At 72.0% G+C, this 19,889-nt stretch carries 17 protein-coding genes and 1 pseudogene; 8 read left to right on the forward strand and 10 right to left on the reverse strand.

The genetic code is table 11. The annotated features are described in order from the left end of the window. Positions 1–11 precede the first annotated feature (11 nt). Positions 12–1,727: a translation initiation factor III gene (locus ACIA5D_RS49670; RefSeq protein WP_396037737.1), complete on the reverse strand. Its 1,716-nt coding sequence runs from the start codon at positions 1,725–1,727 to the stop codon at positions 12–14. Positions 1,728–2,211: 484 nt separating this feature from the next. On the opposite strand from ACIA5D_RS49670, the gene ACIA5D_RS49675 reads away from it, so the two are divergent. The 4 genes from ACIA5D_RS49675 to ACIA5D_RS49690 all read left to right on the forward strand — a co-directional run bounded on the left by ACIA5D_RS49675 (position 2,212) and on the right by ACIA5D_RS49690 (position 5,088). Beyond that, positions 2,212–3,024, forward strand: coding sequence for a hypothetical protein (locus ACIA5D_RS49675; protein WP_396037738.1), 813 nt, complete (start codon positions 2,212–2,214; stop codon positions 3,022–3,024). 54 nt (positions 3,025–3,078) lie between these two features. Then, complete coding sequence (locus tag ACIA5D_RS49680) at positions 3,079–3,648, forward strand: DUF305 domain-containing protein (protein WP_396037739.1); 570 nt, start codon at positions 3,079–3,081, stop codon at positions 3,646–3,648. A 129-nt stretch (positions 3,649–3,777) separates the two neighbouring features. Continuing rightward, on the forward strand, positions 3,778–4,200 hold the full coding sequence (locus tag ACIA5D_RS49685) for an ester cyclase (RefSeq protein ID WP_396037740.1): 423 nt from the start codon (positions 3,778–3,780) through the stop codon (positions 4,198–4,200). 54 nt (positions 4,201–4,254) lie between these two features. Then, a complete protein-coding gene (locus tag ACIA5D_RS49690; protein WP_396037741.1) occupies positions 4,255–5,088 on the forward strand; it encodes a rhamnogalacturonan acetylesterase in 834 nt (277 codons plus the stop codon). Between the two features lie 107 nt (positions 5,089–5,195). Here the strand turns inward: ACIA5D_RS49690 and ACIA5D_RS49695 are convergent, their stop codons facing one another. Continuing rightward, the gene (locus ACIA5D_RS49695; RefSeq protein ID WP_396037742.1) at positions 5,196–6,056 is read right to left on the reverse strand and encodes an alpha/beta fold hydrolase; all 861 of its coding nucleotides are present in this window, start codon (positions 6,054–6,056) and stop codon (positions 5,196–5,198) included. A 26-nt stretch (positions 6,057–6,082) separates the two neighbouring features. On the opposite strand from ACIA5D_RS49695, the gene ACIA5D_RS49700 reads away from it, so the two are divergent. Beyond that, positions 6,083–6,817 carry a TetR/AcrR family transcriptional regulator gene (locus tag ACIA5D_RS49700; RefSeq protein ID WP_396037743.1) on the forward strand — a complete coding sequence of 245 codons (735 nt, stop codon included), beginning with the start codon at positions 6,083–6,085 and terminating at the stop codon, positions 6,815–6,817. On the opposite strand, the gene ACIA5D_RS49705 is transcribed toward ACIA5D_RS49700, so the two are convergent. From ACIA5D_RS49705 to ACIA5D_RS49735, 7 genes and pseudogenes are all read right to left on the reverse strand, one after another. After that, positions 6,798–7,319, reverse strand: coding sequence for a carboxymuconolactone decarboxylase family protein (locus ACIA5D_RS49705; RefSeq protein ID WP_396037744.1), 522 nt, complete (start codon positions 7,317–7,319; stop codon positions 6,798–6,800). The two genes, ACIA5D_RS49700 and ACIA5D_RS49705, sit on opposite strands and share 20 nt — an antisense overlap. Positions 7,320–7,384: 65 nt before the next feature. Continuing rightward, positions 7,385–7,708, reverse strand: a complete 324-nt coding sequence (locus ACIA5D_RS49710; RefSeq protein WP_396037745.1) for a hypothetical protein — start codon at positions 7,706–7,708, stop codon at positions 7,385–7,387. A 57-nt stretch (positions 7,709–7,765) separates the two neighbouring features. Next, a complete protein-coding gene (locus tag ACIA5D_RS49715) occupies positions 7,766–8,155 on the reverse strand; it encodes a hypothetical protein (protein WP_396037746.1) in 390 nt (129 codons plus the stop codon). 41 nt (positions 8,156–8,196) lie between these two features. After that, positions 8,197–8,343, reverse strand: a pseudogene (locus ACIA5D_RS49720) (hypothetical protein); the annotation flags it as partial. A gap of 37 nt (positions 8,344–8,380) precedes the next feature. Continuing rightward, positions 8,381–10,591: a putative bifunctional diguanylate cyclase/phosphodiesterase gene (locus ACIA5D_RS49725; protein ID WP_396037747.1), complete on the reverse strand. Its 2,211-nt coding sequence runs from the start codon at positions 10,589–10,591 to the stop codon at positions 8,381–8,383. Then, entirely contained in the window at positions 10,588–12,936 is a 2,349-nt protein-coding gene (locus tag ACIA5D_RS49730) for an FdhF/YdeP family oxidoreductase (RefSeq protein ID WP_396037748.1), read from the reverse strand. The genes ACIA5D_RS49725 and ACIA5D_RS49730 overlap by 4 nt, the downstream gene beginning before the upstream one ends. Before the next feature lie 80 nt (positions 12,937–13,016). Then, on the reverse strand, positions 13,017–13,976 hold the full coding sequence (locus ACIA5D_RS49735; RefSeq protein WP_396037749.1) for a sugar ABC transporter substrate-binding protein: 960 nt from the start codon (positions 13,974–13,976) through the stop codon (positions 13,017–13,019). 157 nt (positions 13,977–14,133) lie between these two features. Here ACIA5D_RS49735 and ACIA5D_RS49740 point away from each other — a divergent pair, with 157 nt between their 5' ends. Beyond that, positions 14,134–15,099 (forward strand): GlxA family transcriptional regulator, encoded by a 966-nt coding sequence (locus tag ACIA5D_RS49740; protein WP_396037750.1) that lies wholly within the window; start codon positions 14,134–14,136, stop codon positions 15,097–15,099. Here ACIA5D_RS49740 and ACIA5D_RS49745 read toward each other — a convergent pair. Next, positions 15,048–15,647: a class I SAM-dependent DNA methyltransferase gene (locus tag ACIA5D_RS49745; protein ID WP_396037751.1), complete on the reverse strand. Its 600-nt coding sequence runs from the start codon at positions 15,645–15,647 to the stop codon at positions 15,048–15,050. The genes ACIA5D_RS49740 and ACIA5D_RS49745 overlap by 52 nt on opposite strands. A gap of 74 nt (positions 15,648–15,721) precedes the next feature. On the opposite strand from ACIA5D_RS49745, the gene ACIA5D_RS49750 reads away from it, so the two are divergent. Continuing rightward, positions 15,722–18,475 carry a BTAD domain-containing putative transcriptional regulator gene (locus ACIA5D_RS49750; RefSeq protein WP_396037752.1) on the forward strand — a complete coding sequence of 918 codons (2,754 nt, stop codon included), beginning with the start codon at positions 15,722–15,724 and terminating at the stop codon, positions 18,473–18,475. 53 nt (positions 18,476–18,528) lie between these two features. Continuing rightward, the gene (locus ACIA5D_RS49755; RefSeq protein ID WP_396037753.1) at positions 18,529–19,878 is read left to right on the forward strand and encodes a PQQ-binding-like beta-propeller repeat protein; all 1,350 of its coding nucleotides are present in this window, start codon (positions 18,529–18,531) and stop codon (positions 19,876–19,878) included. The last annotated feature ends 11 nt before the right edge of the window (positions 19,879–19,889 follow it).

Genomic DNA, 19,889 nt, shown 5'->3' on the forward strand with positions numbered 1-19,889 from the left:
GGCGGTGGTGCTCAATTCGCTTCCCCTCGCAGCTGCGACCAGTAGTCGTCGTCAGCGACGTCGTCGTTCCCGCGGCCGCGGCCGCCGCGGCGAGCCCCCCGGCCCGCCGGTTCCTGCTCCTGCCGCCGCTGCCGGCGCGAGGCCATGTCGACAAGCGTCGGGGTCTCGTCGTCGTCCGCCAGGTCGACGAACCCGCTGCGGCTGTGCCTTCCCGAGTCGGCGCGGTCGATGTCGGCGCCCCGGTCGCGCCGTGCCCGGGGCGCATCCTCCATCTCGTCGAAGCGCGGCTCGTAACGGCCGCCACGACGCGGCGGCTCGTCGTCGTAGCCACCGCGTTGGCGAGGGACGTCGTCGTAGTCCGGCTCGGCCCGGCGGCGCCCGCGCGGCGCGTCGTCGTACATCGGCATCGGCTCGTTCGCGGCGGCCCGGCGGCGGCGCGGCGGCACCGGTTCGCCGAAGTCGTCGACCTCGACGCGGCGCATCCGGGTGGAGGTGTCGTCCATCTCGACGCGGCGCATCCGGGTGCTGGTGTCGTCCATCTCAACCCGGCCCATGCGGGTGGAGGTGTCCTCCAGGTCGGGGCGGCGCATGCGCGTGCTCGTGTCCTCGAAGTCGGGACGGCGCATCCGGGTGCTCGTGTCCTCCAGGTCGGGACGGCGCATGCGCGTGCTCGTGTCCTCGAAGTCGGGACGGCGCATCCGCGTGCTCGTGTCCTCCAGGTCGGGACGGCGCATGCGCGTGCTCGTGTCCTCGAAGTCGGGACGGCGCATCCGGGTGGAGGTGTCCTCGCCGGGGTAGCGGCGGCCGCGCGGGGCCGGCTCGTCGTACTCGATCTCGTCCTCCATGGCCCCGCGGCGCTGGCGCGGCGGCGCGGCCGGGGCGACCAACTCGGCCCGTTGCTCGCGCGGTGGTGGCAGCGCGGCAGGCTGGAAGGTGTCGACGACCGCGACCGGGCCGAGGATCTGCGGCTCGGGCTCGGGCTCGCGGCGGCGCGACTTCTTGGCGGGCGACGTGGTGGGCACCATGTTCCCGACCGGCTTCATCGCACCGGCGCCGGCGGTCGAGGAGAAGTCCTTGTTGCGATTGAGGCTGACCGAGAGGCGTACGGCCAGGCCGACCAGCACCGCGAGGATGCAGACGATGTAGCTGACGACGACCCACGGCTTCGCGGCGCGCCCGGCGGCGAGGCCGTGCATCAGGGCGATCGGCCACATCAGGTACGAGATCGAGTGGATCGCGCGCCACATCCAGGGCCGGCCGCGGCCGATGAAGCGGGACCGGGCGATACCCGTCCACATCACCAGAATCATGATCCAGCCGGACAGGGTGCCGAAGCCGACGTAGAGCCGGTTCCCCTGGCTGAGGAACGGGACGAAGATGTCGATCATCGCGATGTGCTTCTCGGCGATCTTCGTCCAGACGTGGATGAAGAGGGCGGTCACCGCGATCAGGCCGGTGGTGCGGTGGGTGGACTGCAGAAGCACCCGTTGCCGGATCGACAGGACGAGCCGGTCGGTGGAGACCAGGCCGACCATGATGGTGACCGAGAGAGCCACGAGCGTGATGACGCCCATGTAGAACTCGGCGTACATGTAGAAGTAGATGTAGCCGACACGGCCGGGAGCCGTCATCATCGCGACCGCCCAGATCGCCGCGAACACGCTGACGATCAGGATCAGCACGGCGCCCTTGGACGCCGGTTTGGTACCGGTAGCACCGACGTCCACGGCCACACGATTGGCGGATCGCTGGTTGTTTCCTGTCCGGGCCATTGACTCCTCGTTCTCCGCAGCGGGTCACGTCCCGTTGGGCCTCGGGACGCCGGCATCCGTGGGGGATGCCCCGTGCTTCATGCTCTGCGGGCAGATTCCGGTCACCCGGTCCCCGCCCATCCCCCATCTACGTGTCGCGTCCAGGTTCGGATGAACGTCTCGGCCCGAATTTGTCGGCTAGTTTCCACCGTGCCGTGCCACATAGCCGCTGAGCTGCGTGGACACGGTGTGGTAACGGGCAACTAAGCAAAAAATAAGGTCCGTCGTAGAGTGACCCGGCGCACCGGGTGAACCTTTCACTGTCCCGGCACGAACCATCTGGCGAGGATTGTTCAGGGCGGTGGAGACCAGGGCGACGAGGTACGGCGAGCTGCAACTCAAGGTCGGCCCTGAACAACCCTCGGTGCGCACGTGCGAGCGGTTTGAAGGAGGAAGACTCATGCGACACCGGGCAGCCCATGCGCTGGCACTGGTCGCCGCGTCCCTGATCTGCGTCGTTGCGGGGTTGGCTACGCCGGCCTCGGCCGACGTCGAGGGATTCAACGTCAACATCGGCCAGGCGCCGGGCACCTTCACCATCGGTAAGCAATCGCGCACCCTCACGGCAGTCGCCACGACCGACCGGCAGCGGCGCTGCTTCAAGGTGCGCTGGGCGCTCGTGATCAAGACTGACGGCATCAGCCTCGACCAGATCCGGGTCAATCGCGTCGAGAACGGGCAGGCATTCCGCGTACGGGCTCAGCTCGGCGCCGACGAGGCCCGGATCGTCGACGCGCAGGCCGACCCCGGCCAGCTCTGCCGTGACCAGACGGTCACCGGCCGCTGGAACATCTCGTTCGTCGGCCCGGACGACGGCCGGGTCACCTTCGAGGCGCAGGCGCTCGACGGCCCGCGCGAGCTGAGCTCGGCCGAGGCGAGCAGCCGGGTGGTCACCGCGGTCGCGGCGAAGCCCAGCCCTTCGGCCTCTCCGTCACCGTCGGCGACCGCCGAGGAGGACGAGACGGCCGTGGTCGACGACCAGGCCACGCCGGCCAAGGACCCGACCTCGGCAGCGGCGCTCAACCCGGCGTCGGGCACCCCGAGCGTGCTGGGTCCCGGCCTGATCATCGGGGCGGTGCTGGTCTTCCTGGGCGTGGCGCTGCTGCTGCGCATCCGGACCCGCAACCGCAAGGAGGAGCCGGTCTGGCAGGCCGAGACGCAGAACCTGCCCACCGGCTTCTACTCGATGCCCCAGCGCCGCCGCCGGCGCTGAATATTTCAGTTAAGACTGTTTACTGACGCGTGGGCCGGGGGCTACCTTCGGCACATGCGCCGGATATCGATCCTCCTCGCTGCGCTCCTGCTGGTCGCCGGCTGCGGCGGCGCGCCGTCGTCACCCACGCCGGCCACCACGACGGCTGACACCAGCCGGGCCGGTAGCCGGCACGCGGCCGCGGACGTCGAGTTCATCCGCGCGCTGATCCTCCACCACCAGGACGGGATCGGGCTGGCCCGCGCGGCGGCAGCACAGCCGCCGGCGCGGACGCTGGCCGAGGCCATCATCGTCACGCAGCAGGACGAAGTGGTGCGTATGACGGGCTGGCTGCGCGAGTGGGGCGCGCCGGGGCCGGATTCGGGTTCACCCGGGGCAAACTCACCCGGGGCGGCCTCACCCGGCGCAGACTCACCCGCGGCTTCCTCTCGGGCGGCCGCTCCTGGGGCGGCCTCTCCCCCGGCCGATCCGGTGCGGGCGCTGATCGCGCATCAGGAGGAGGCGATCAAGCTGGCCCAGCAGGAGCAGTCCAACGGGACGAACCCGGCGGCGCTGTCGTTCGCCAAGCAGGTGATCGAGTCTCGGGCGGCGCAGATCGAGCAGCTGCGGACCTATCTGAGCTGAGGCGCGCTCACCGCCGCCGCCGCCCGGCGGGATGCCAGCTGAGTGGGAGATGTGCGCCGGGTCACGGAATGCGTTCGAATGATCCACGATGGGTTGCCGCAATGGGCGATTTCGCATAGAACTTCATGCATGCGGCCCACGGAGATCGCGCAGGCTTGGTTTGACATGTGCCGGGCGGGAGACGAGCGACGGTTTGCCGAACTGGCCACCGACGACTTCGTCTGTCACGGGCCGGGCGGCACGGGCGACCGGGCGACGTTCATCGACTGGCTGCACTGGTATCCGACGGCGTTCGCCGACCAGCGCCCCAGCCTCGAGGACGTGATCTCCGACGGCGACCGGGTCGTGGCGCGCTACGTGGTGCGGTCCACCTACCGGGGCGGTTATCTCGATCTTCCGGCGCGGGGCCAGCACGTCGAGGAGACCGGGATCATCATCTACCGGCTGGACGGCGGCCGGGTGGCCGAGACGTGGTTCGAGGGCAACGACCTCGAGGTCGCCCAGCAGCTCGGTGGCCGGGTGCAGACCCAGCCGGACGACCGCCTCGGCTGAGGCATGCCAGGAAAGCGCTTGCCTGCATCGACGAACGTTGATTGAATGGCTCGCATGGATCGGAGAGTGCTGCTGCGGGCGGCGGTCGGCGGTGCGGTCGCCGGGGCGTACGGGATCGGGTCTTCCTCGACGGCGGAGGCCGGCGGCAAGCCACCACGCCGCACCATTTTCGTGGCCGGGGATTCGACGGCCGCCACCTACGCGACCGCCGACGTGCCGCGGGCGGGCTGGGGTCAGGCGCTGCCGGTCTTCCTGCGGCCGGAGATCGGCGTGGTCAACGCGGCGCTGTCGGGGGCGAGCTCCAAGAGCTTCGCCGACCTCGGTCGCCTCGCGCTGATCCTCGACGCGATCCGGCCGGGCGACCTGCTGCTGATCTCTTTCGGCCACAACGACGAGAAGTCCGAGGACCCGGCGCGCTACACGTCGCCGTGGGACACCTTCCAGGACTACCTGCGGCTCTACATCGACGGCGCCCGCCGGCGGCACGCCGAGCCGGTGCTGGTCACGCCGGTCGAGCGGCGCCGGTTCACGGCGGACGGGTACGCCTACCTGTCGCACGGGGAGTATCCGGACGCCATGCGCTCGCTGGCTGCCGAGACGCGCACGCCGCTGATCGACCTGACGGCACTGTCGTTCACGCTGTGGGCCCAGCGCGGCGCGGAGGCGACGAAGGACTACTTCCTGCACCTGGCCGCGGGCGAGTCGCCGAACTATCCGACTGGCGTTGCCGACAACACGCATTTCCAGGCGCACGGGGCGATCGAGGTGGCGCGGCAGGTGGCGCTGAACGGGTCGACGATCCCGGGACGTGACTTCGCGGCGCTGCGGGAGGCGTCAATTCCGGACGACTCGCTGGTGTGGCCGGCCACCCGCCCGGCCGAGAGCTGACGGCCGGGTTGCTTTGGCCGGCCACCCGCGCGGCCGAGAGCTGACGGCCGGCATGCTGCGGCCGGCCACGCGCCCGGCCGACGGCTGGGTGGCCACGCGGGCGGATGTCAATTCGCCGTCGCGCCGCCCGGCAGGCCGGCCGTGAGCCACGGCAGCAGGATCGGGAGCACCCGGTCGCTCTGCATGGCCGCCATGTGGTCGGCGCCGGGGACGATCTGGACGGTCCAGCCCCGCGCGGTCAGCTCGTCCCGGTTCGCGATCAGCGGGCCGGCGATGTCCACGACCAGGTCGTCCCACTGTGAGCCGTACGCGATGGTGTCCTTCCCGCCGGCGAAAGCCAGCCGCGGCATGGTCAGCCCGGCGAGGGCGGCCCGTTCGTCGAAGCCCTGCAGCGACTCGTACATGGTCACGTACTGCCCGGTCTGGTCGGGTGTGCGGGTGAACGGCACGCTGTCCCAGTCGCCGGCGGTGGGCTCGCCGATCGGCTTCGGCGGGTTGAGCGCCATGCGGTGGGCGACCCTCGTGACGGCGAGCATCCCCTCGTAGGGGCCGCCCAGCGGCGGATAGCCACCCATCGCCAGCGCGGTGAGCCGGTCGGTGCGCACGGCCAGCTGCAGACCGGCGAGGGCGAGCCAGGAGTAGCCGTAGTAGGCGAACCGGGAAGCGCCGCCCGCGTCGGCGATGGCGAGCAGGTCTTCGGCGAGGGCGGCCGCGGTCAGCGTACGCCGCTTGGGTCTGTCGGTCAGGTGGGTCTCGTAGTCGGCGGCGATCACTCGGAGACCGGCCGTCGCCAGGGCCGTGGCCAGGGTGTGCCCGAGGTTGGGGTCGGCGCCCCACGCCCTGATCTCGTCGGCCCGGGCGCCCTCGAGGATGCCGGCGCCGACCGGCAGGAGGATGGCCGGGTTGCCGGGAGAGCCCAGCACGGTGACGTCGATGATGGATCCGTCGTGCAGTCGCGCGGTAGCCATGCAAAACAATATACACTGTAAGGACTATGGTGACACCCGACGTCGAAGCGCACGTTCGCCGGCTCTGGCGGCATCGCGGCACGACCCTGCCGACGCCCCGCCGCGGGCCACGCCAGCAGCTCGACCTCGACGAGATCCTCGACGTGGCGGTGGCGCTCGCCGACGCGGAAGGGCTCGACGCGGTCTCCACGCGCGCGGTCGCGTCCCGCTTCGGCAAGACGGCGATGGCGCTCTATCCGTACGTCGGCGCCAAGGAGCAGCTGCTCGCGCTGATGCAGGACCACGCCTGCCCGCTGCCGGACTGGAACGATCCAGGAACCGGCCTGGCCGATGATCTCGAGGCGTGGGCGCTGGCGTTCTTCGAGGTCCACCTCGCGCACCCGTGGCTCGCCGCGCTGTCGTGGGCCGACTCGGCGCAGGGCCCGCACGAGCGGGACTGGATGGAGCGCCTGCTGGGTGTCTTCGAGCGCTGGGCGGTGCCGTCGCGCCTGCGGCCGCAAGCGATCACCATGGCGTACGCGACGGTGCGCGCATGCGCCGAGACGGCGGCCGCCTATCGACGCCTGGGGCCGTCGGGGGCCGCCGCCTGGCGGGAGCGCGCCGAGGCGACCGCGATCCTGCTCCCCGGCCTGCCGTCGCAATATCCGCTCACGGCCGCGCTGCCGCCGGTGACCACCGTGTGGTCGGACGCGCCGCGCGCCGGGCTGGTGGCCGCCGCGCGGTTGCTCGCGTCCGCGCTGGTCAGCGGTACACCTCGGTGAGCTGCACGTCGAGGACCGTGACGATCCGGCCGGAGGTCCAGTAGTAGCCGATCACCTGGAGGACCTCGATGATCTCGCGCTCGCTGAGGATCCCGCGCACGGAATCGAAGAGCTCGTCGGAGACGGTCGGCGAGCGCAGCACCTCGACGGTGAAGCGCAGCAGCGTCCGGTCGTGGTCGGAGAGCTCCGGGCTGTCGATCCAGCGCGCCCGGATCAGCTGCCGCACCCGGCCCTCGACGCCGCTGTCGCGGGCCACCGGCTCGTGCTTGGCGATCTCGAAGGAACAGTCGGTGTAGACCGCGACCGTCAGGATCACCATCTCGCGCAGGCGTCCCGGCAGCTCGAGGTCGCTGAACTGGGTCCGCGCCATCTTCACGAACAGGTTCATCGTGCCGACGCCGTGGCTCAGCATCTTGTTCATCTCGTCCGGCGGCAACGCGGCCACCAGGTCGCGCACCTCGTCGGTGAAGCTTTCCGGATCCGGATCCTCCAGCCGCGCCATCGCTTCTCCTCGTCTCGGCGGTCTCCAGTCCTCACGCCGGTAGCGGCGCCGCCGTTCAGACGGATCTACGGCCCGGCCGCGGGAGGGCCTGGCGCGGCGGTCAGCTCCGGCGGCTTGGCCGCCATCGACGACTTGAGCCACAGGCGGACCAGGCTGCGGGCCACCGACTCCCGGGCCGGTGACTCGGGGTGGCGGACGAACGTGGTGACCGTGTTGGGCATCTGCCAGAGCATGGGCTCCAAGGCGTGCAGCAGGGTGTCGTCGCTCAGGTTGTTGCTCAGGTGCATCGACTTGAGCGCCTGGCTCAGCGAGAAATTGCTGGTGTACTCGGGCGCCGGCGTCAGGTCGGGCGGGACGCGGCTGGACCAGTCGGCGTCGATCGGCTCCACGGCGGCGCGGCCCTGGCCGACGACGATGTCTCGGCGCCTCGACGGCCTGATCGGTGGTCAGGTAGGTGGCGAGGAACGTGTCGATGTCCGATCGGACCTTCGTGTCCTCCCACCACTTCTCGGCCGACGGCCGGGCAGCGGGATCGGCCTGCTTGACCCGGAAGCGCGGGTCGATGTACGCCTCGCCGAGCTGGGGCAGGACGAGGCGGCCGGCATCGCCGCTGAGCACGGGACGGGCCAGCTCGGCTCGGTAGACGCGGGCGAGATCGGCGCGATGAGCGCTCGGGTCGCTGCCCGAGGTGGCGCGCAACAGGAGGGCTTCGAGGCGTTCCAGTCCGCGGGCGGCGGCTCGCGCATCGAGTTTCCGGCCCAGATCGCGAACTCGGGAATCTCCTCGGAGAGACGGCGATGCGCCTGGTCGTAGAGCTCGGTGGCCCGCTCGGCCACCTGGGCCTTCCATCCGGCTGGAGAGTGCCGGCGACATTTTCGAGGAACCTCAGCTGTTCCTCGCGGCTGAGCCTCAGCGGGTCGAGGGATTCCCGTTCGAAGAACTCGTCGAGCGCGTCGCAGAACGCGGTCACGACCAGGACGGCGTGGGCGGCGAGCAGGCGCTGGGTGCGGTCGTGGCGGCCCAAACCCCGTACGGAATCGTGGAATTCGGCCGTGGCCGACCTACGCCGCCGCCGGGATCCTTCCGAAGTCGGGGTCGGCGACCGGGCGGCCGTAGAGGTAGCCCTGGAGGTAGCGGTATCCCAGCCGGGTCAGCGCCGCCGCCTGCTCGGCCGTCTCGACGCCCTCGGCGACGGCGGCCAGGCCGAGACCGTCGCTCAGGCGGATCAGCGTTTCCGCGATCACCGCCTGCCGGCCGGCCGAGGTGATGTCGTCGACGAACGACTTGTCGACCTTGATGGTGTCGACCGGAACGGTCTGGAGCAGGCCGAGCGACGAGTGGCCGGTCCCGAAGTCGTCGAGCGCGATCCGCACCCCGAGCGCCTTCAGCTCGTGCAGCGCCGTGACGGCCGGGCCGCCCTCGAAGACGGCCGTCTCGGTCACCTCGACGGCGAGGCAGGAGGCCGGGAGCCCGGTCGCGGCCAGCACCGACGCCACGAACGACGCGAAGCCGGGACGTGCGAGCTGCTTGGCCGACACGTTGACGCTGACTCGGGACGGCGCGTCGGTGCCGAGCGAGGCTCGCCAGGTGGCCAGCCGCAGGCAGGCGGTGCGCAGGATCCACGCGCCCAGCTCGACGATCAGCCCGTTCTGCTCGGCGACCGGGATGAACTCGGCCGGGCTGACCGTGCCGCGCGTCGGGTGATCCCAGCGCACCAGCGCCTCCACGGCGTGCACGCGCCCGGAGGGCACCTCCACGATCGGCTGGTAGACCATGTGGAACTGACCGGCGTCCAGGGCCGTACGCAGCTCGGCGCCGAGCCGGGCGTACGCGGTGGAGCGCTCGTCGAGCTCGGGGGTCCAGCGGCGCACCGGCGTGCCGGCAAGCTTGGCCGCGTGCATCGCCGACTCGGCCTGGCGCATCAGCTCGACCGGGCCGAGGCCGCTACCGCCGGCCAGCCCGATGCCGACACCGACCAGCAGATCCCACCCGTCGGCGGTGACCGGGGTGCGGAACGCGGACACCAGCCGGTAGGCCATCTCCCGCGCGTCGTCAGCGCCGGCGTCGGCGAGCAGCACCGCGAACTCGTCGCCGCCGATCCGGGCGACCAGCGCGCCGGGCGGCGCGGCGGCGACGATCCGCTCGGCCAGGGCGGCCAGCACCTGGTCGCCGGCCGGGCGGCCCAGCTCGTCGTTGACGTTCTTGAACCCGTTGAGGCCGAGAAGGGCCACCTGCGGGCAGGCGGTGGCGGGCACGTCGCGCAGGTGCAGCTCGAGACGGCGGCGGTTGGCGAGGCCGGTGAGGTCGTCCGCCATGGCCAGCCGCTCGAGCTCGCGGGCCTGCCCGCGCTGCCGGCGCATGAACTGCGACATCCGCACGGTGACCAGCAGGAAGAGCAGGACCGAGCCGATCGCGAGGGCGCGCCGGTCGATGCTGTCGCCGCCGACGCCGGGCAGCAGGAGCAGGGCCGGGGCGGCCATCGTGGCGACCCCGAAGACGATCAGCCGCATCGGGCGGACGGCGTCGCCGGCGGCGGCCGTGCCGGCCTCGGGCGCCGTCATCGACGGGTGCAGCGCCGCCGCGCCCCAGCAGAGGTAGGAGAGCAGGAACCCGGCGTTGATCACCGGGACGTCCGCGTCCCAGTGGAGCGACACCAGGGAGAACGCGGTGTCGGCGGCGAGGACCAGCACGCCGGCCGCGGCGATCAGCCGGGTGCTGGCCGTGCGGCCGCCCGCTCCGGTGAACAGCCGGGCCAGCATGGCCAGCAGCAGCACGTCGGCCGCGGGATAGGTGGTGCCGATCCAGCGCTCGAGCATCGTGGTGGCCGACTCGGCGGCGACCGGGTGCAGGACGAAGACCCAGAAGGCGAGGCCCAGCCCGGTGGCGATGATCGCGGCCTCGACGAGGCCGGCGGCGCCGCCGCCACGGCGCCGCACGAGCAGCAGCAGGCCGACGACCACCAGAGGGTACGAGGACAGGTAGAACACGTCGGCGAGCGACGGGTAGGGCTCCTGGTGCAGGACGAGCTCGTAGAACTCGTAGACGAGGTCCCCGGCGACCGCCATCAGTTGACCGGCGGCGAACCAGTACCACATGCCGGGCCTCTCCGGCCGGTGCAGGCGCACCCCGGCCAGGATGGCGAGCCCCGACAGGAGGCCGATCGCGTTGTAGGCGAGCGTGGCGGCGAGCGAGCCGGAGGGCAGCAGGAAGTATCCGGCGGTCACCGCGACCCCGCCGGCGAGCCACCAGCGCCACACCTTTGCTTGCCTCACGTGGGTATATCGGCGGTCCTCGCTCCGACTTGAGAGATGCGCGGGTCACACGCCACGAGGCGCACGACGACCCACTTCGAGGTGGGCGTGCCGCTCTCGGCGGCCTGCGAGTCGAGCGGGACCAGCGGGTTCGTCTCGGGGTAGTAGGCGGCCACGCACCCCTTCGGCGTCGGGTACTCCACCAGCCGGAAGCGGTCGGCGCGGCGTTCGATGCCGTCCTCCCACTCCGAGATCAGGTCGACGTGATCGCCGTCGGCGAACCCGAGCCCGGCCAGGTCGGCGGCGCTGATGAACACGACCCGCCGCCCCGACTTGATGCCGCGATAGCGGTCGTCGAGGCCGTAGATGGTGGTGTTGAACTGGTCGTGGCTGCGCAGGGTCTGCAGGACGAGCCGGCCCGGCGGCACGGTCAGCACGGCCAAGGGGCTGACCGTGAAGACCGCGCGCCCCGAGGGCGTCGGGAAGGTGCGGGAGTCGCGCGGCCCGTGCGGCATGGTGAATCCTCCGGCCGTACGGATCTTGTCGGCGTACCCGTCGCAGCCCGGCACGACCCGCCCGATCCGCTCCCGGATGGTGTCGTAGTCGCCGGCGAAATCGGGCCAGGGGATGTCGTCGCCGAGAGCCGCCGCCCCGATCCCGCAGACGATCGCCACCTCGGACCGCAGCAGCGGCCCGGCCGGCGCCGACCGGCCCCGGGACGCGTGCACCGCCGACATCGAGTCCTCGACGGTCACCCGCTGCACGATCCCGCCGGTCAGGTCGCGCTCGGTGCGCCCGAGCGTGGGCAGGATCAGCGCCGTCCGCCCCGCGTCGACATGACTGCGGTTGAGCTTCGTCGAGATCTGCACGGTCAGCTGCGAACCGCGCATGGCCGCCGCCGTGACCGCCGTGTCCGGCATGGCCGCCACGAAGTTCCCGCCGAGCGCGATGAACACCTTCGCGCGGCCGTCGCGCAACGCCCGGACGGCGTCGGCCGCGTCGTGCCCGTGATGCCGCGGCGGCTCGAACCCGAACTCGTCCCGCAGCCGGTCCAGGAAGATCGCCGGCGGCTTCTCCCAGATCCCCATCGTGCGGTCGCCCTGCACGTTCGAGTGCCCGCGCACCGGGCAGAGCCCCGCGCCCGGTTTGCCGATCATGCCCTGGAGCAGCGCGACGTTGACGAACTCCTTGATCGTCGCGACCGCGTTGTGGTGCTGCGTGATCCCCATCGCCCAGCAGTGCACGATCCGCTTCGAGGTGGCGAGCATGCCGGCCGCCTCCTCGATCTCGGCCCAGGTCAGGCCGGTCGCGGCGAGCACCGCCTCCCGGTCGAGCTCGCGGATGTGCGCTTTCCAAGACTCGAAGCCGACCGTGTACGCCTCGACGAAGGCGCTGTCGATCGCGGACCCGTGGGCCGCCACCAGCAGGTGACCGATCGCCTGCCACAGCGCCAGATCGCCGTTGGACCGGATCTGCAGCAGCTTGTCGGCGAGGCCGGTGCCGTGTCCGGCGAGGCCGCGCGGCTTCTGCGGGTTGTCGAAGCGCAGCAGCCCCGCCTCGGGCAGCGGGTTGATCGCGAGGATCCGGGCGCCGTTGCGCTTGGCGATCTCCAGAGCCGTGAGCATGCGCGGGTGGTTGGTGCCGGGGTTCTGCCCCGAGACCACGATCAGGTCGGCCTCGTGCAGATCCTGCAGCGACACCGAGCCCTTGCCGACGCCGATCGTGCTCGCCAGGCCGACCGAGGTCGACTCGTGGCACATGTTCGAGCAGTCGGGCAGGTTGTTGGTGCCGAAGGCGCGGGCGAGCAGCTGGTAGAGGAAGGCGGCCTCGTTGCTGGCCCGGCCGGAGGTGTAGAAGATCGCCTCGTCGGGGCTCGCCAGGGCCTTCAACGACGACCCGATGAGCGCGAACGCGTCGCCCCACGAGATCGGCTCGTAGTGGTCGCTGCCCTCGCGGCGGATCATCGGGTGGGTGAGGCGCCCCTGCTTCTCGAGCCAGTGGTCGGTGCGGCCGGCCAGGTCGGTGAGCGAGTGCTGGGCGAAGAATGCCGGGCCCACGGTGTCGCGCACGCCCTCCCAGGAGACCGCCTTCGCGCCGTTCTCGCAGAACTCGGCCGTGTGCCGGTGGCCCTGCGGGTCGGGCCACGCGCAGCTCATGCAGTCGAAGCCGTCGACCTGGTTGAGCGTGAGAAGGTTGCGCGCGGTCTTGACCGGCCCCATCTGCCGCAGCGCCCGGCCCAGGCTGACCTGCACCGCCTTGAGCCCGGCGGCGTGATCGGCCGGCGGCCCCACCCGCAGCCGGCTCTCCTCGGGATCGATCGGCGGCTCGGGGACGGCGGGGTGCATCGGCGCTCCAGCGGGGCTCATGTTGACAGTCAACATCGACGACTCGACTGCATCAACGTCGACGGTCAACACGTCAACACGTCAACATGACCGTCGCGTCGTCATCCGGTCAGGCAGTACCGCGGCGCCTGGTCGATGTCGGTCTTGGTGATCAGGTTTATCGGAACATAATCGATCTTGGTGATGGGCTCCTTGTCGAGCAAGCTGAGTGTGTTCTCCACGGCCTTCTGCCCGAGCTTCGACGCGGGAATGGCCACGGTGGCGCCGAAGCGCCCGTCCTTGATCGCCGCGAGTCCCGCGTCGGTGCCGTTGACCGTGGCGATCTTGACGTTCTTGTGGGCGGCCGCGAACGCCTGCTGCACGCCGAACGCCATGTCCTCGTTGACGACGAAGGCGTACGCGATGTCGGGGTGTTCCTTGATCATTTTGGCGGCGGCCGTCTTGGCCTTGGCGCGGTTGAACATGCCGGGTGCGGTCGCCACGACCTTGATGTTCTTGGGCAGCCCGTCGACGAAACCCTTCACGAGCAGGTCGGACGCGGCGCCGGGCGCCCCCGCGACGATCCCGGCCGTGCGGGGCGCGCCGACCGCGTCGTTGCTGACCCAGCCGGCGTCGAGCAGGCCGACCTGGTTGAGGTCGACCGCGACGGCGCCGAGGACCGTCGAGGTGTCGTCGGGGGCCACCGAGGTCAGAAAGATCGGGATCTTCGCGCGCCCGGCCCGCTCGATGTCGGCCTTGAGCGCGCCCGTGTTCACGGTCTGCACGATGATCGCGTCCACGCCCTGCGCAATCATGCTGTCGATGTTGGCCAGTTCGGTCTTGGCATCCTGCTTGGAGTTCGCGCTGATCACCTTGACGCCGCGCTGGGCGGCCTCCCCCTCGACCGAGCGCTGCAGGCAGGTGTGGAACTCGGTGTTGCCGCCGTTGACGAAGCCGAGCGTGACGACGGTCTTCTTCGGCCCGTCGCCGGAGCCGGTGGAGTCACCGCACGCGCTCAGCGTTGCGGCACCCAGGGTGATCGCCATCGCCGCGCCCATGAGGCGGCCCGTTTGTCCTGACACGGCGCAAGAACGTAACAACCGTGTGATTTTCGCAGCACCGTCCGTTGTGCACGCTAAGCCTGCACGATCAGCATCGACCGCTCGGCCGGCAGCGGTGTGCTGGCGGGAATGACATAGGTCAACGGATTCTGGCCAGGCGCGCCGGTAGCCTGACGGGATGCATCGGATCGTCGTGCTCGCGCTGGACGGGGTCATCCCCTTCGACCTGGCCACCCCGATCGAGGTCTTCGAGCGGGTCCGGCTCCCCGGCGGCGTCCAGGCCTATGACGTACGGGTGTGCGCGCCCGCGCCGGAGGTGGACGCCGGGCCGTTCACGCTGAAGGCCCATCACGGGCTGGAAGCGCTCGAGGACGCGGACACGATCATGCTGCCGGGCTGCCGGGAGCCTGCTCACGGCGTACGGGAAGAGGTTGTGCTCGGTCTTCGTGCGGCCGCCGGGCGCGGCACCCGGATCGCCTCCGTCTGCGCCGGCGCGTTCGTGCTCGCGGCGACCGGGCTGCTCGACGGACGGCGCGCGACCACCCACTGGGCCGGCGCGACCGCCTTCGCCCGGCTGTACCCGGATGTCGATCTCGACCCGGCGGTGCTCTACGTCGACGAAGGACAGTTCCTGACCTCGGCGGGCGCGGCGGCAGGGCTCGACCTGTGCCTGCACATCATCCGCAGGGATCACGGCTCGGCGGTCGCCGCGGACGCCGCCCGGCTCTCGGTGATGCCGCTCGAGCGCGAGGGCGGCCAGGCGCAGTTCATCGTGCCCGAGCAGCCGCCGGCGCCGCGCGGATCGACGATGGAGCCGCTGCTCACGTGGCTCGAGGCGAGCGCGGGACGCGACCTGACGCTCGACGAGATCGCGGCGCACGCGGGGATGAGCACCCGCACGCTGAACCGGCGCTTCCGCGAGCACACCGGCACGACGCCGCTGCAATGGCTGCACCTGGCCCGGATCCGCCGGGCGCAGCACCTGCTCGAGACCACCGCCCAGTCGGTCGACCGGATCGGCGGGACGGTCGGCTTCGGCTCACCGACCGCGTTCCGCGACCGTTTCAAGCGCATTGTCGGGACAAGCCCGCATCAGTACCGGCGGAGTTTCAGCACATCCAGGACGAACCATTCGTCATCGTGATGGATCACGGTGTCGAGATTCTTTTTCAACGCCTCGTGGACATGCGAGCCGTCATAGGTCTCGCCGCGAGGGTCCCGGTAGTGCACCGCCACGATCTCGCCGTCGGGGTCGAGGCGCTCGATCAGCCCGGTCAGGAGCTCGTCGAGGTCGGCGGCGGACAGGTAGTAGAGCAGGTCGCCGATGACGATCAGGTCGAAGGCGCCGTCCGGCAGGTCGGCCGGCAGGATCGCCCGTTCCACCGTCACGTGCGGGAACTCACGCACCGCCTCGGTGGCCGTGCGCACCGCCTCGGGCACCGCGTCCACCGCCAGGATCTCGTCGCAGCGCGGCGCCAGCAGCCGGGTGAGCAGGCCGACCGCGCAGCCGGGCTCGTAGCAGCGGCGGTACCGCCCGCGCGGCAGGCTTGCCATCGTCACGGCGTATTTGCGCTGGTCGGACCACTTGCTGGCATTGTCCCAGGGGTCGGTCTTGGCCTCGTACATCCCGACGAAATGGTCGAGCGAGACCGATCTGTCGGGCGGTCGCGGTGCGTCGTGCGCTCGTGTCACATCCGGAATTCTGCCAGTCGGGTCCCGGACTCCGTGGTAGAGCGGGTTGCCTGCCATGGCTAGCGTGCGCAGACGTGCGGGTCAGGCTTCTAGGGCCGGTCGACGTCACGGCGGGGGGCGCCGCGCGGTCGATTGCCGGTGTACGCCGGCAGGCGGTCCTCGCGGCCCTCGCGCTGGCGGCGGGCCATGTCGTCAGCACCGACCGGCTCGCCGACCTGGTGTGGGGCGACGCGGCCCCGCCGACGGCGGCGAACACGCTGCAGAGTCACGTCTCCTACCTGCGCCGCGTCCTCGGTGGGCGCGACGCCATCCTCGCCCGCCCACCGGGCTACCTGCTCGACCTGGGCGCCGAGCCGACCGACGTGGCCGCCGCCGAGCGGCTCATCGGCCAGGCCGCGCAGTGCGCCGAGCCGGTCCGCCGGGCGAGCCTGCTGCGCGCGGCCATCGAGCTGTGGCGCGGGCCGGCGCTGGCCGACCTGCCGGGCTTCGAGCGTGAGGCGCAGCGCCTCGACCAGCTGCTGCTGCGCGCCCGGCGGCAGCTCGTCGACGTGCGCCTCGAGCTGGGCGAGCATGCGGCGCTGCTCGGCGAGCTCGGCGAGCTGAGCCGCCACGACCCGCTCGACGAGGAGGTCGCCGGGTGCCTCATGCTCGCCCTCTACCGGGCCGGGCGGCAGGCCGAGGCGCTCGACGCGTACCGGCGGCTGCGCGACACGCTGCGCGAGGACCTCGGCATCGACCCCGGCCCGGCCGTACGCGACCTGGAGTCCGCGATCCTGCGCCAGGACCCGGCCCTCGACCTGCCCGCTCCCCCGGTGGCCGACACCGTCCCGGCCCAGCTGCCGCTCGCCGTGGCCACGTTCGCCGGCCGCGCCCGCGAGATGGCCGAGCTCGACCGGCTGCTGGACGAGCCCGCCGCGCACGCCGTGGTCATCTCGGCGGTCTCCGGCACCGCCGGGGTCGGCAAGACGTCGCTCGCCGTGCGCTGGGCGCACCGGGCCGCCGCCCGCTTCCCCGACGGGCAGCTCTACTGCGACCTGCGCGGCTTCGACCCGGGCGGCCAGATCATCCACCCGTGCGACGCGCTGCACGGGTTCCTCACCGCGCTCGGGACGCCCGCCGAGCGGATCCCGGACCCCCTGGAGTCGCGGGCCGGCCTGTTCCGCAGCCTGCTCGCCGGCAAGCGGGTGCTGGTGCTGCTCGACAACGCCCGCGACGTCGAGCAGGTGCGGCCGCTGCTGCCCGGCTCGCCCGGCTGCCTCGTGCTGGTGACCAGCCGCAACCAGCTCACGCCGCTGCTGGCCATCGAGGGCGCGCGGCCGGTGACGCTCGACGTGCTCTCCACCCTCGAGGCCCGTGACCTCGTCGTCGGGCGCATCGGGCGGTCGCGGGCCGCGGCCGAGCCGGACGCCGTGAGCGAGATCGTCGAGCGCTGCGCCCGGCTGCCGCTGGCGCTCGCGATCGCCTGCGCCCGGGCCGGCGCCCAACCGGAGCTTCCGCTGGCCAAGCTGGCCGGGGAGCTGCGCGACGCCGCCGGGCCGCTGGACGCGCTCGACGGCGGCGACTGCGGCACCGACCTGCGGGCGGTGTTCTCGTGGTCGTACCGGCGGCTCGACCCGTCGGCGGCCCGGCTGTTCCGGCTGCTCGGGCTGCTTCCCGGTCCGGAGGTGACCGCCGCGGCGGCGGCCAGCCTCGCCGCGCTGCCGCCCGGGAAGGCACGGTCGCTGCTGGCCGCGCTCGCCGAGGCGCACCTGCTCACCGAGAAGACCGCCGGGCGGTTCTCGGCGCACGATCTGCTGCGCGCGTACGCCGCCGAGCTCGCCCGCCTGACCGACCGGGTCGACGCGCTGCGGGCGGCGCAGCACCGGCTGCTCGACCACTACACGCACAGCGCGCACCGGGCCGCCGGGCTGGTGCACGAGCCGTCCGACCCGCTCACCCTCGACCCGCCCCGCGACGGGGTCACACTGGCCTCGCTCGCCGACCGGCCGGACGCGCTGTGCTGGTTCGGCGCGGAGTACCCGACGTTGGTGGCGGCGATCGAGCAGGCCGGGGACGAGGGCTTCGACGCGTACGTGTGGCGGCTCGCCCTGATCCTGTGGGACTTCCAGGACCGGCAGGGGCGGTGGCACGACCTGTCCGCGTCGATGGCGGGCGCCCTCGCGGCCGCGTACCGGATCGGCGACCGCGACGCGCAGGCCCGCATCCACCGCCGGGCCGCCGTGGCCGCCCGGCGCCTCGGCCACGGCGAGGAAGCCGAACGGCACCTGCGGCAGGCGCTCGCCCGCTACCGGGAACTCTCCGACCGGGCCGGCGAGGCACGCATCGTCTTCAGCATGACCGTGCTCTTCGATCAGCAGGACCGCCACGAGGAGGCGCTGCGGCACGCGCGGATGGCCTTCGGCCTGCACCAGGAGCTCGGCGACCGGCGCGGGCAGGCGTCGGCGACCAACGCGATCGGCTGGTGCCTGACCCGGCTCGGCGCCTTTGCGGAGGCGGCGACCTACTGTGAGCGCGCGCTGGACGAGCACCGGGCCATCGGCGACGAGGACGGGGAGGCGGAGTCGCTCGACAGCCTGGGGATGGTGCATCACCACCTCGGCGAGCATCGGCAGGCGGTGGCCGACTTCGAGGGCGCGCTGAAGATGTTCCGGCAGGGGGCCGACCGGTGGGCGCAGGCGCAGGTGCTCGGCCATCTGGGCGACGCGCACCTGGCGGGCGGCTCGCCGGAGGCGGCCCGGGGGGCTTGGCGGGAGGCGCTCGCGATATTGCACTCGCTGTCGCACCCGGACGCCGACGCGGTGCGCGCCAAACTCGACGGGCTGCGCTGAGTCGTTTCAGGCGCGCATCAGTCCCGCTCCAGCGCTGCTTGCCATCGTGCCTGATGAGGTTACCCAGGCTCTTCACGCTGTTGCTGGCTGTTGCCGGCACCCTGGCGCTCACGGGGGCCGCGCAGGCGGCCGCACCGACGTGGCCGCAGTTCGGGCACGACGCCGCCAAGTCCGGCGCCAACCCGGACGAGCGCACCATCACCCGCCGCACCGTCGCCGGGCTCACGCTCGACTACGTCGCCTTCGGGCCGGCCGATCCGACCTTCGGCGGCATCTCGCAATCCTCGCCGGCCGTCGCGGGCAACGTCGCCTACGTCGGCACCGACTCGGGGCTCCTGCTCGCCCTGCCCGCCACCGGCTGCGGCAGCGACAGCTGCGCGCCCTTGTGGACGGCGAAGCTGACCAACGGCGCCCACACCACCCCGGCGGTGGCGGGCGGGCTCGTGTTCATCTCGTCGGCCGGCTCGGTCGACAACGGCCTCGGCACGCTCGCCGCCTTCCGCGCCGCCGGCTGCGGCCGGGCCACCTGCACGCCGGTGTGGACCGCGCCGGTGCCCAACACCGGATCGTCGCCGACCGTGTCCGGCGGCATCCTCTACATCGTGTCCGGCGACGGCCGGCTGCTCGCCTTCACCGCGGCCGGCTGCGGCCGGTCGACCTGCGCGCCGTTGTGGACGGGCAACCTCAAGTCGTCCTCGAACGGCGCGCCGGCGGTCGCGAACGGTCTGGTCTACGCGACCTCGCAGGAGCGGCTCGTCGCGTTCCGGGCCGGCGGCTGCGGCCTGCGGACGTGCCCGCCGGTCTGGGCGAGCCGGCCGGTCGCCGGCTCCGACACGGGCTCGGGCCTGATCCAGGACGCGGGCCCCACGGTCAGCGGCGACAAGGTGTACTTCCCGAGCGTCGACTTCCAGGCGCCCGACGGGAAGGCCGGCACGGTCTACGCGTACTCGTCGTCGGCGTGCCTGAGCGCGCAGACGCTGGAGTGCACCCCGCTGTGGGTGGCGCACCCGTCCGACTTCGACTCGATCAACACCAACCTGACCGTGTCGGACGGCATCCTCTACGGCAGCGCCACCGGGTTCGTCTTCGCCTTCGACGCCAACGGCTGCGGGCAGCCCGTCTGCGGGTTCCTGTGGTTCGGCGGCCTCGGCGTCTCGGCCGGCACCGGCGCGGCGCCATCGGTGGCCGGCGGCGTCGTCTACTACACGCAGAACGTCGGCCGGATCGGCGGCTTCGACGCGGGCGGCTGCGGCGAGCTGGCCTGCGACCCGCTGTGGTCGGCCGTCACCCAGCCGTTCGAGGCGTTCATGACCACGCCGGTGATCGTGAACGGGCGGGTCTACGTGGCCGGCCCCGCGGTCGGGGGTCAGCCCACCATGTGGGTCTACCACCTGGCGAAATGAGCGCATGAGAG

This window comes from Actinoplanes sp. NPDC051513, assembly GCF_044454685.1.
Taxonomy (GTDB): domain Bacteria; phylum Actinomycetota; class Actinomycetes; order Mycobacteriales; family Micromonosporaceae; genus Actinoplanes.

Excerpts from the sequence above, each read along its gene's own strand:
- ACIA5D_RS49755 (WP_396037753.1), top strand. The coding sequence starts at position 18,529 with ATGAGGTTACCCAGGCTCTTCACGCTGTTGCTGGCTGTTGCCGGCACC.
- ACIA5D_RS49705 (WP_396037744.1), bottom strand. The coding sequence starts at position 7,319 with ATGGCGCGGCTGGAGGATCCGGATCCGGAAAGCTTCACCGACGAGGTG.
- ACIA5D_RS49690 (WP_396037741.1), top strand. The coding sequence starts at position 4,255 with ATGGATCGGAGAGTGCTGCTGCGGGCGGCGGTCGGCGGTGCGGTCGCC.
- ACIA5D_RS49740 (WP_396037750.1), top strand. The coding sequence starts at position 14,134 with ATGCATCGGATCGTCGTGCTCGCGCTGGACGGGGTCATCCCCTTCGAC.
- ACIA5D_RS49685 (WP_396037740.1), top strand. The coding sequence starts at position 3,778 with ATGCGGCCCACGGAGATCGCGCAGGCTTGGTTTGACATGTGCCGGGCG.
- ACIA5D_RS49730 (WP_396037748.1), bottom strand. The coding sequence starts at position 12,936 with ATGAGCCCCGCTGGAGCGCCGATGCACCCCGCCGTCCCCGAGCCGCCG.
- ACIA5D_RS49700 (WP_396037743.1), top strand. The coding sequence starts at position 6,083 with ATGGTGACACCCGACGTCGAAGCGCACGTTCGCCGGCTCTGGCGGCAT.
- ACIA5D_RS49675 (WP_396037738.1), top strand. The coding sequence starts at position 2,212 with ATGCGACACCGGGCAGCCCATGCGCTGGCACTGGTCGCCGCGTCCCTG.
- ACIA5D_RS49695 (WP_396037742.1), bottom strand. The coding sequence starts at position 6,056 with ATGGCTACCGCGCGACTGCACGACGGATCCATCATCGACGTCACCGTG.
- ACIA5D_RS49680 (WP_396037739.1), top strand. The coding sequence starts at position 3,079 with ATGCGCCGGATATCGATCCTCCTCGCTGCGCTCCTGCTGGTCGCCGGC.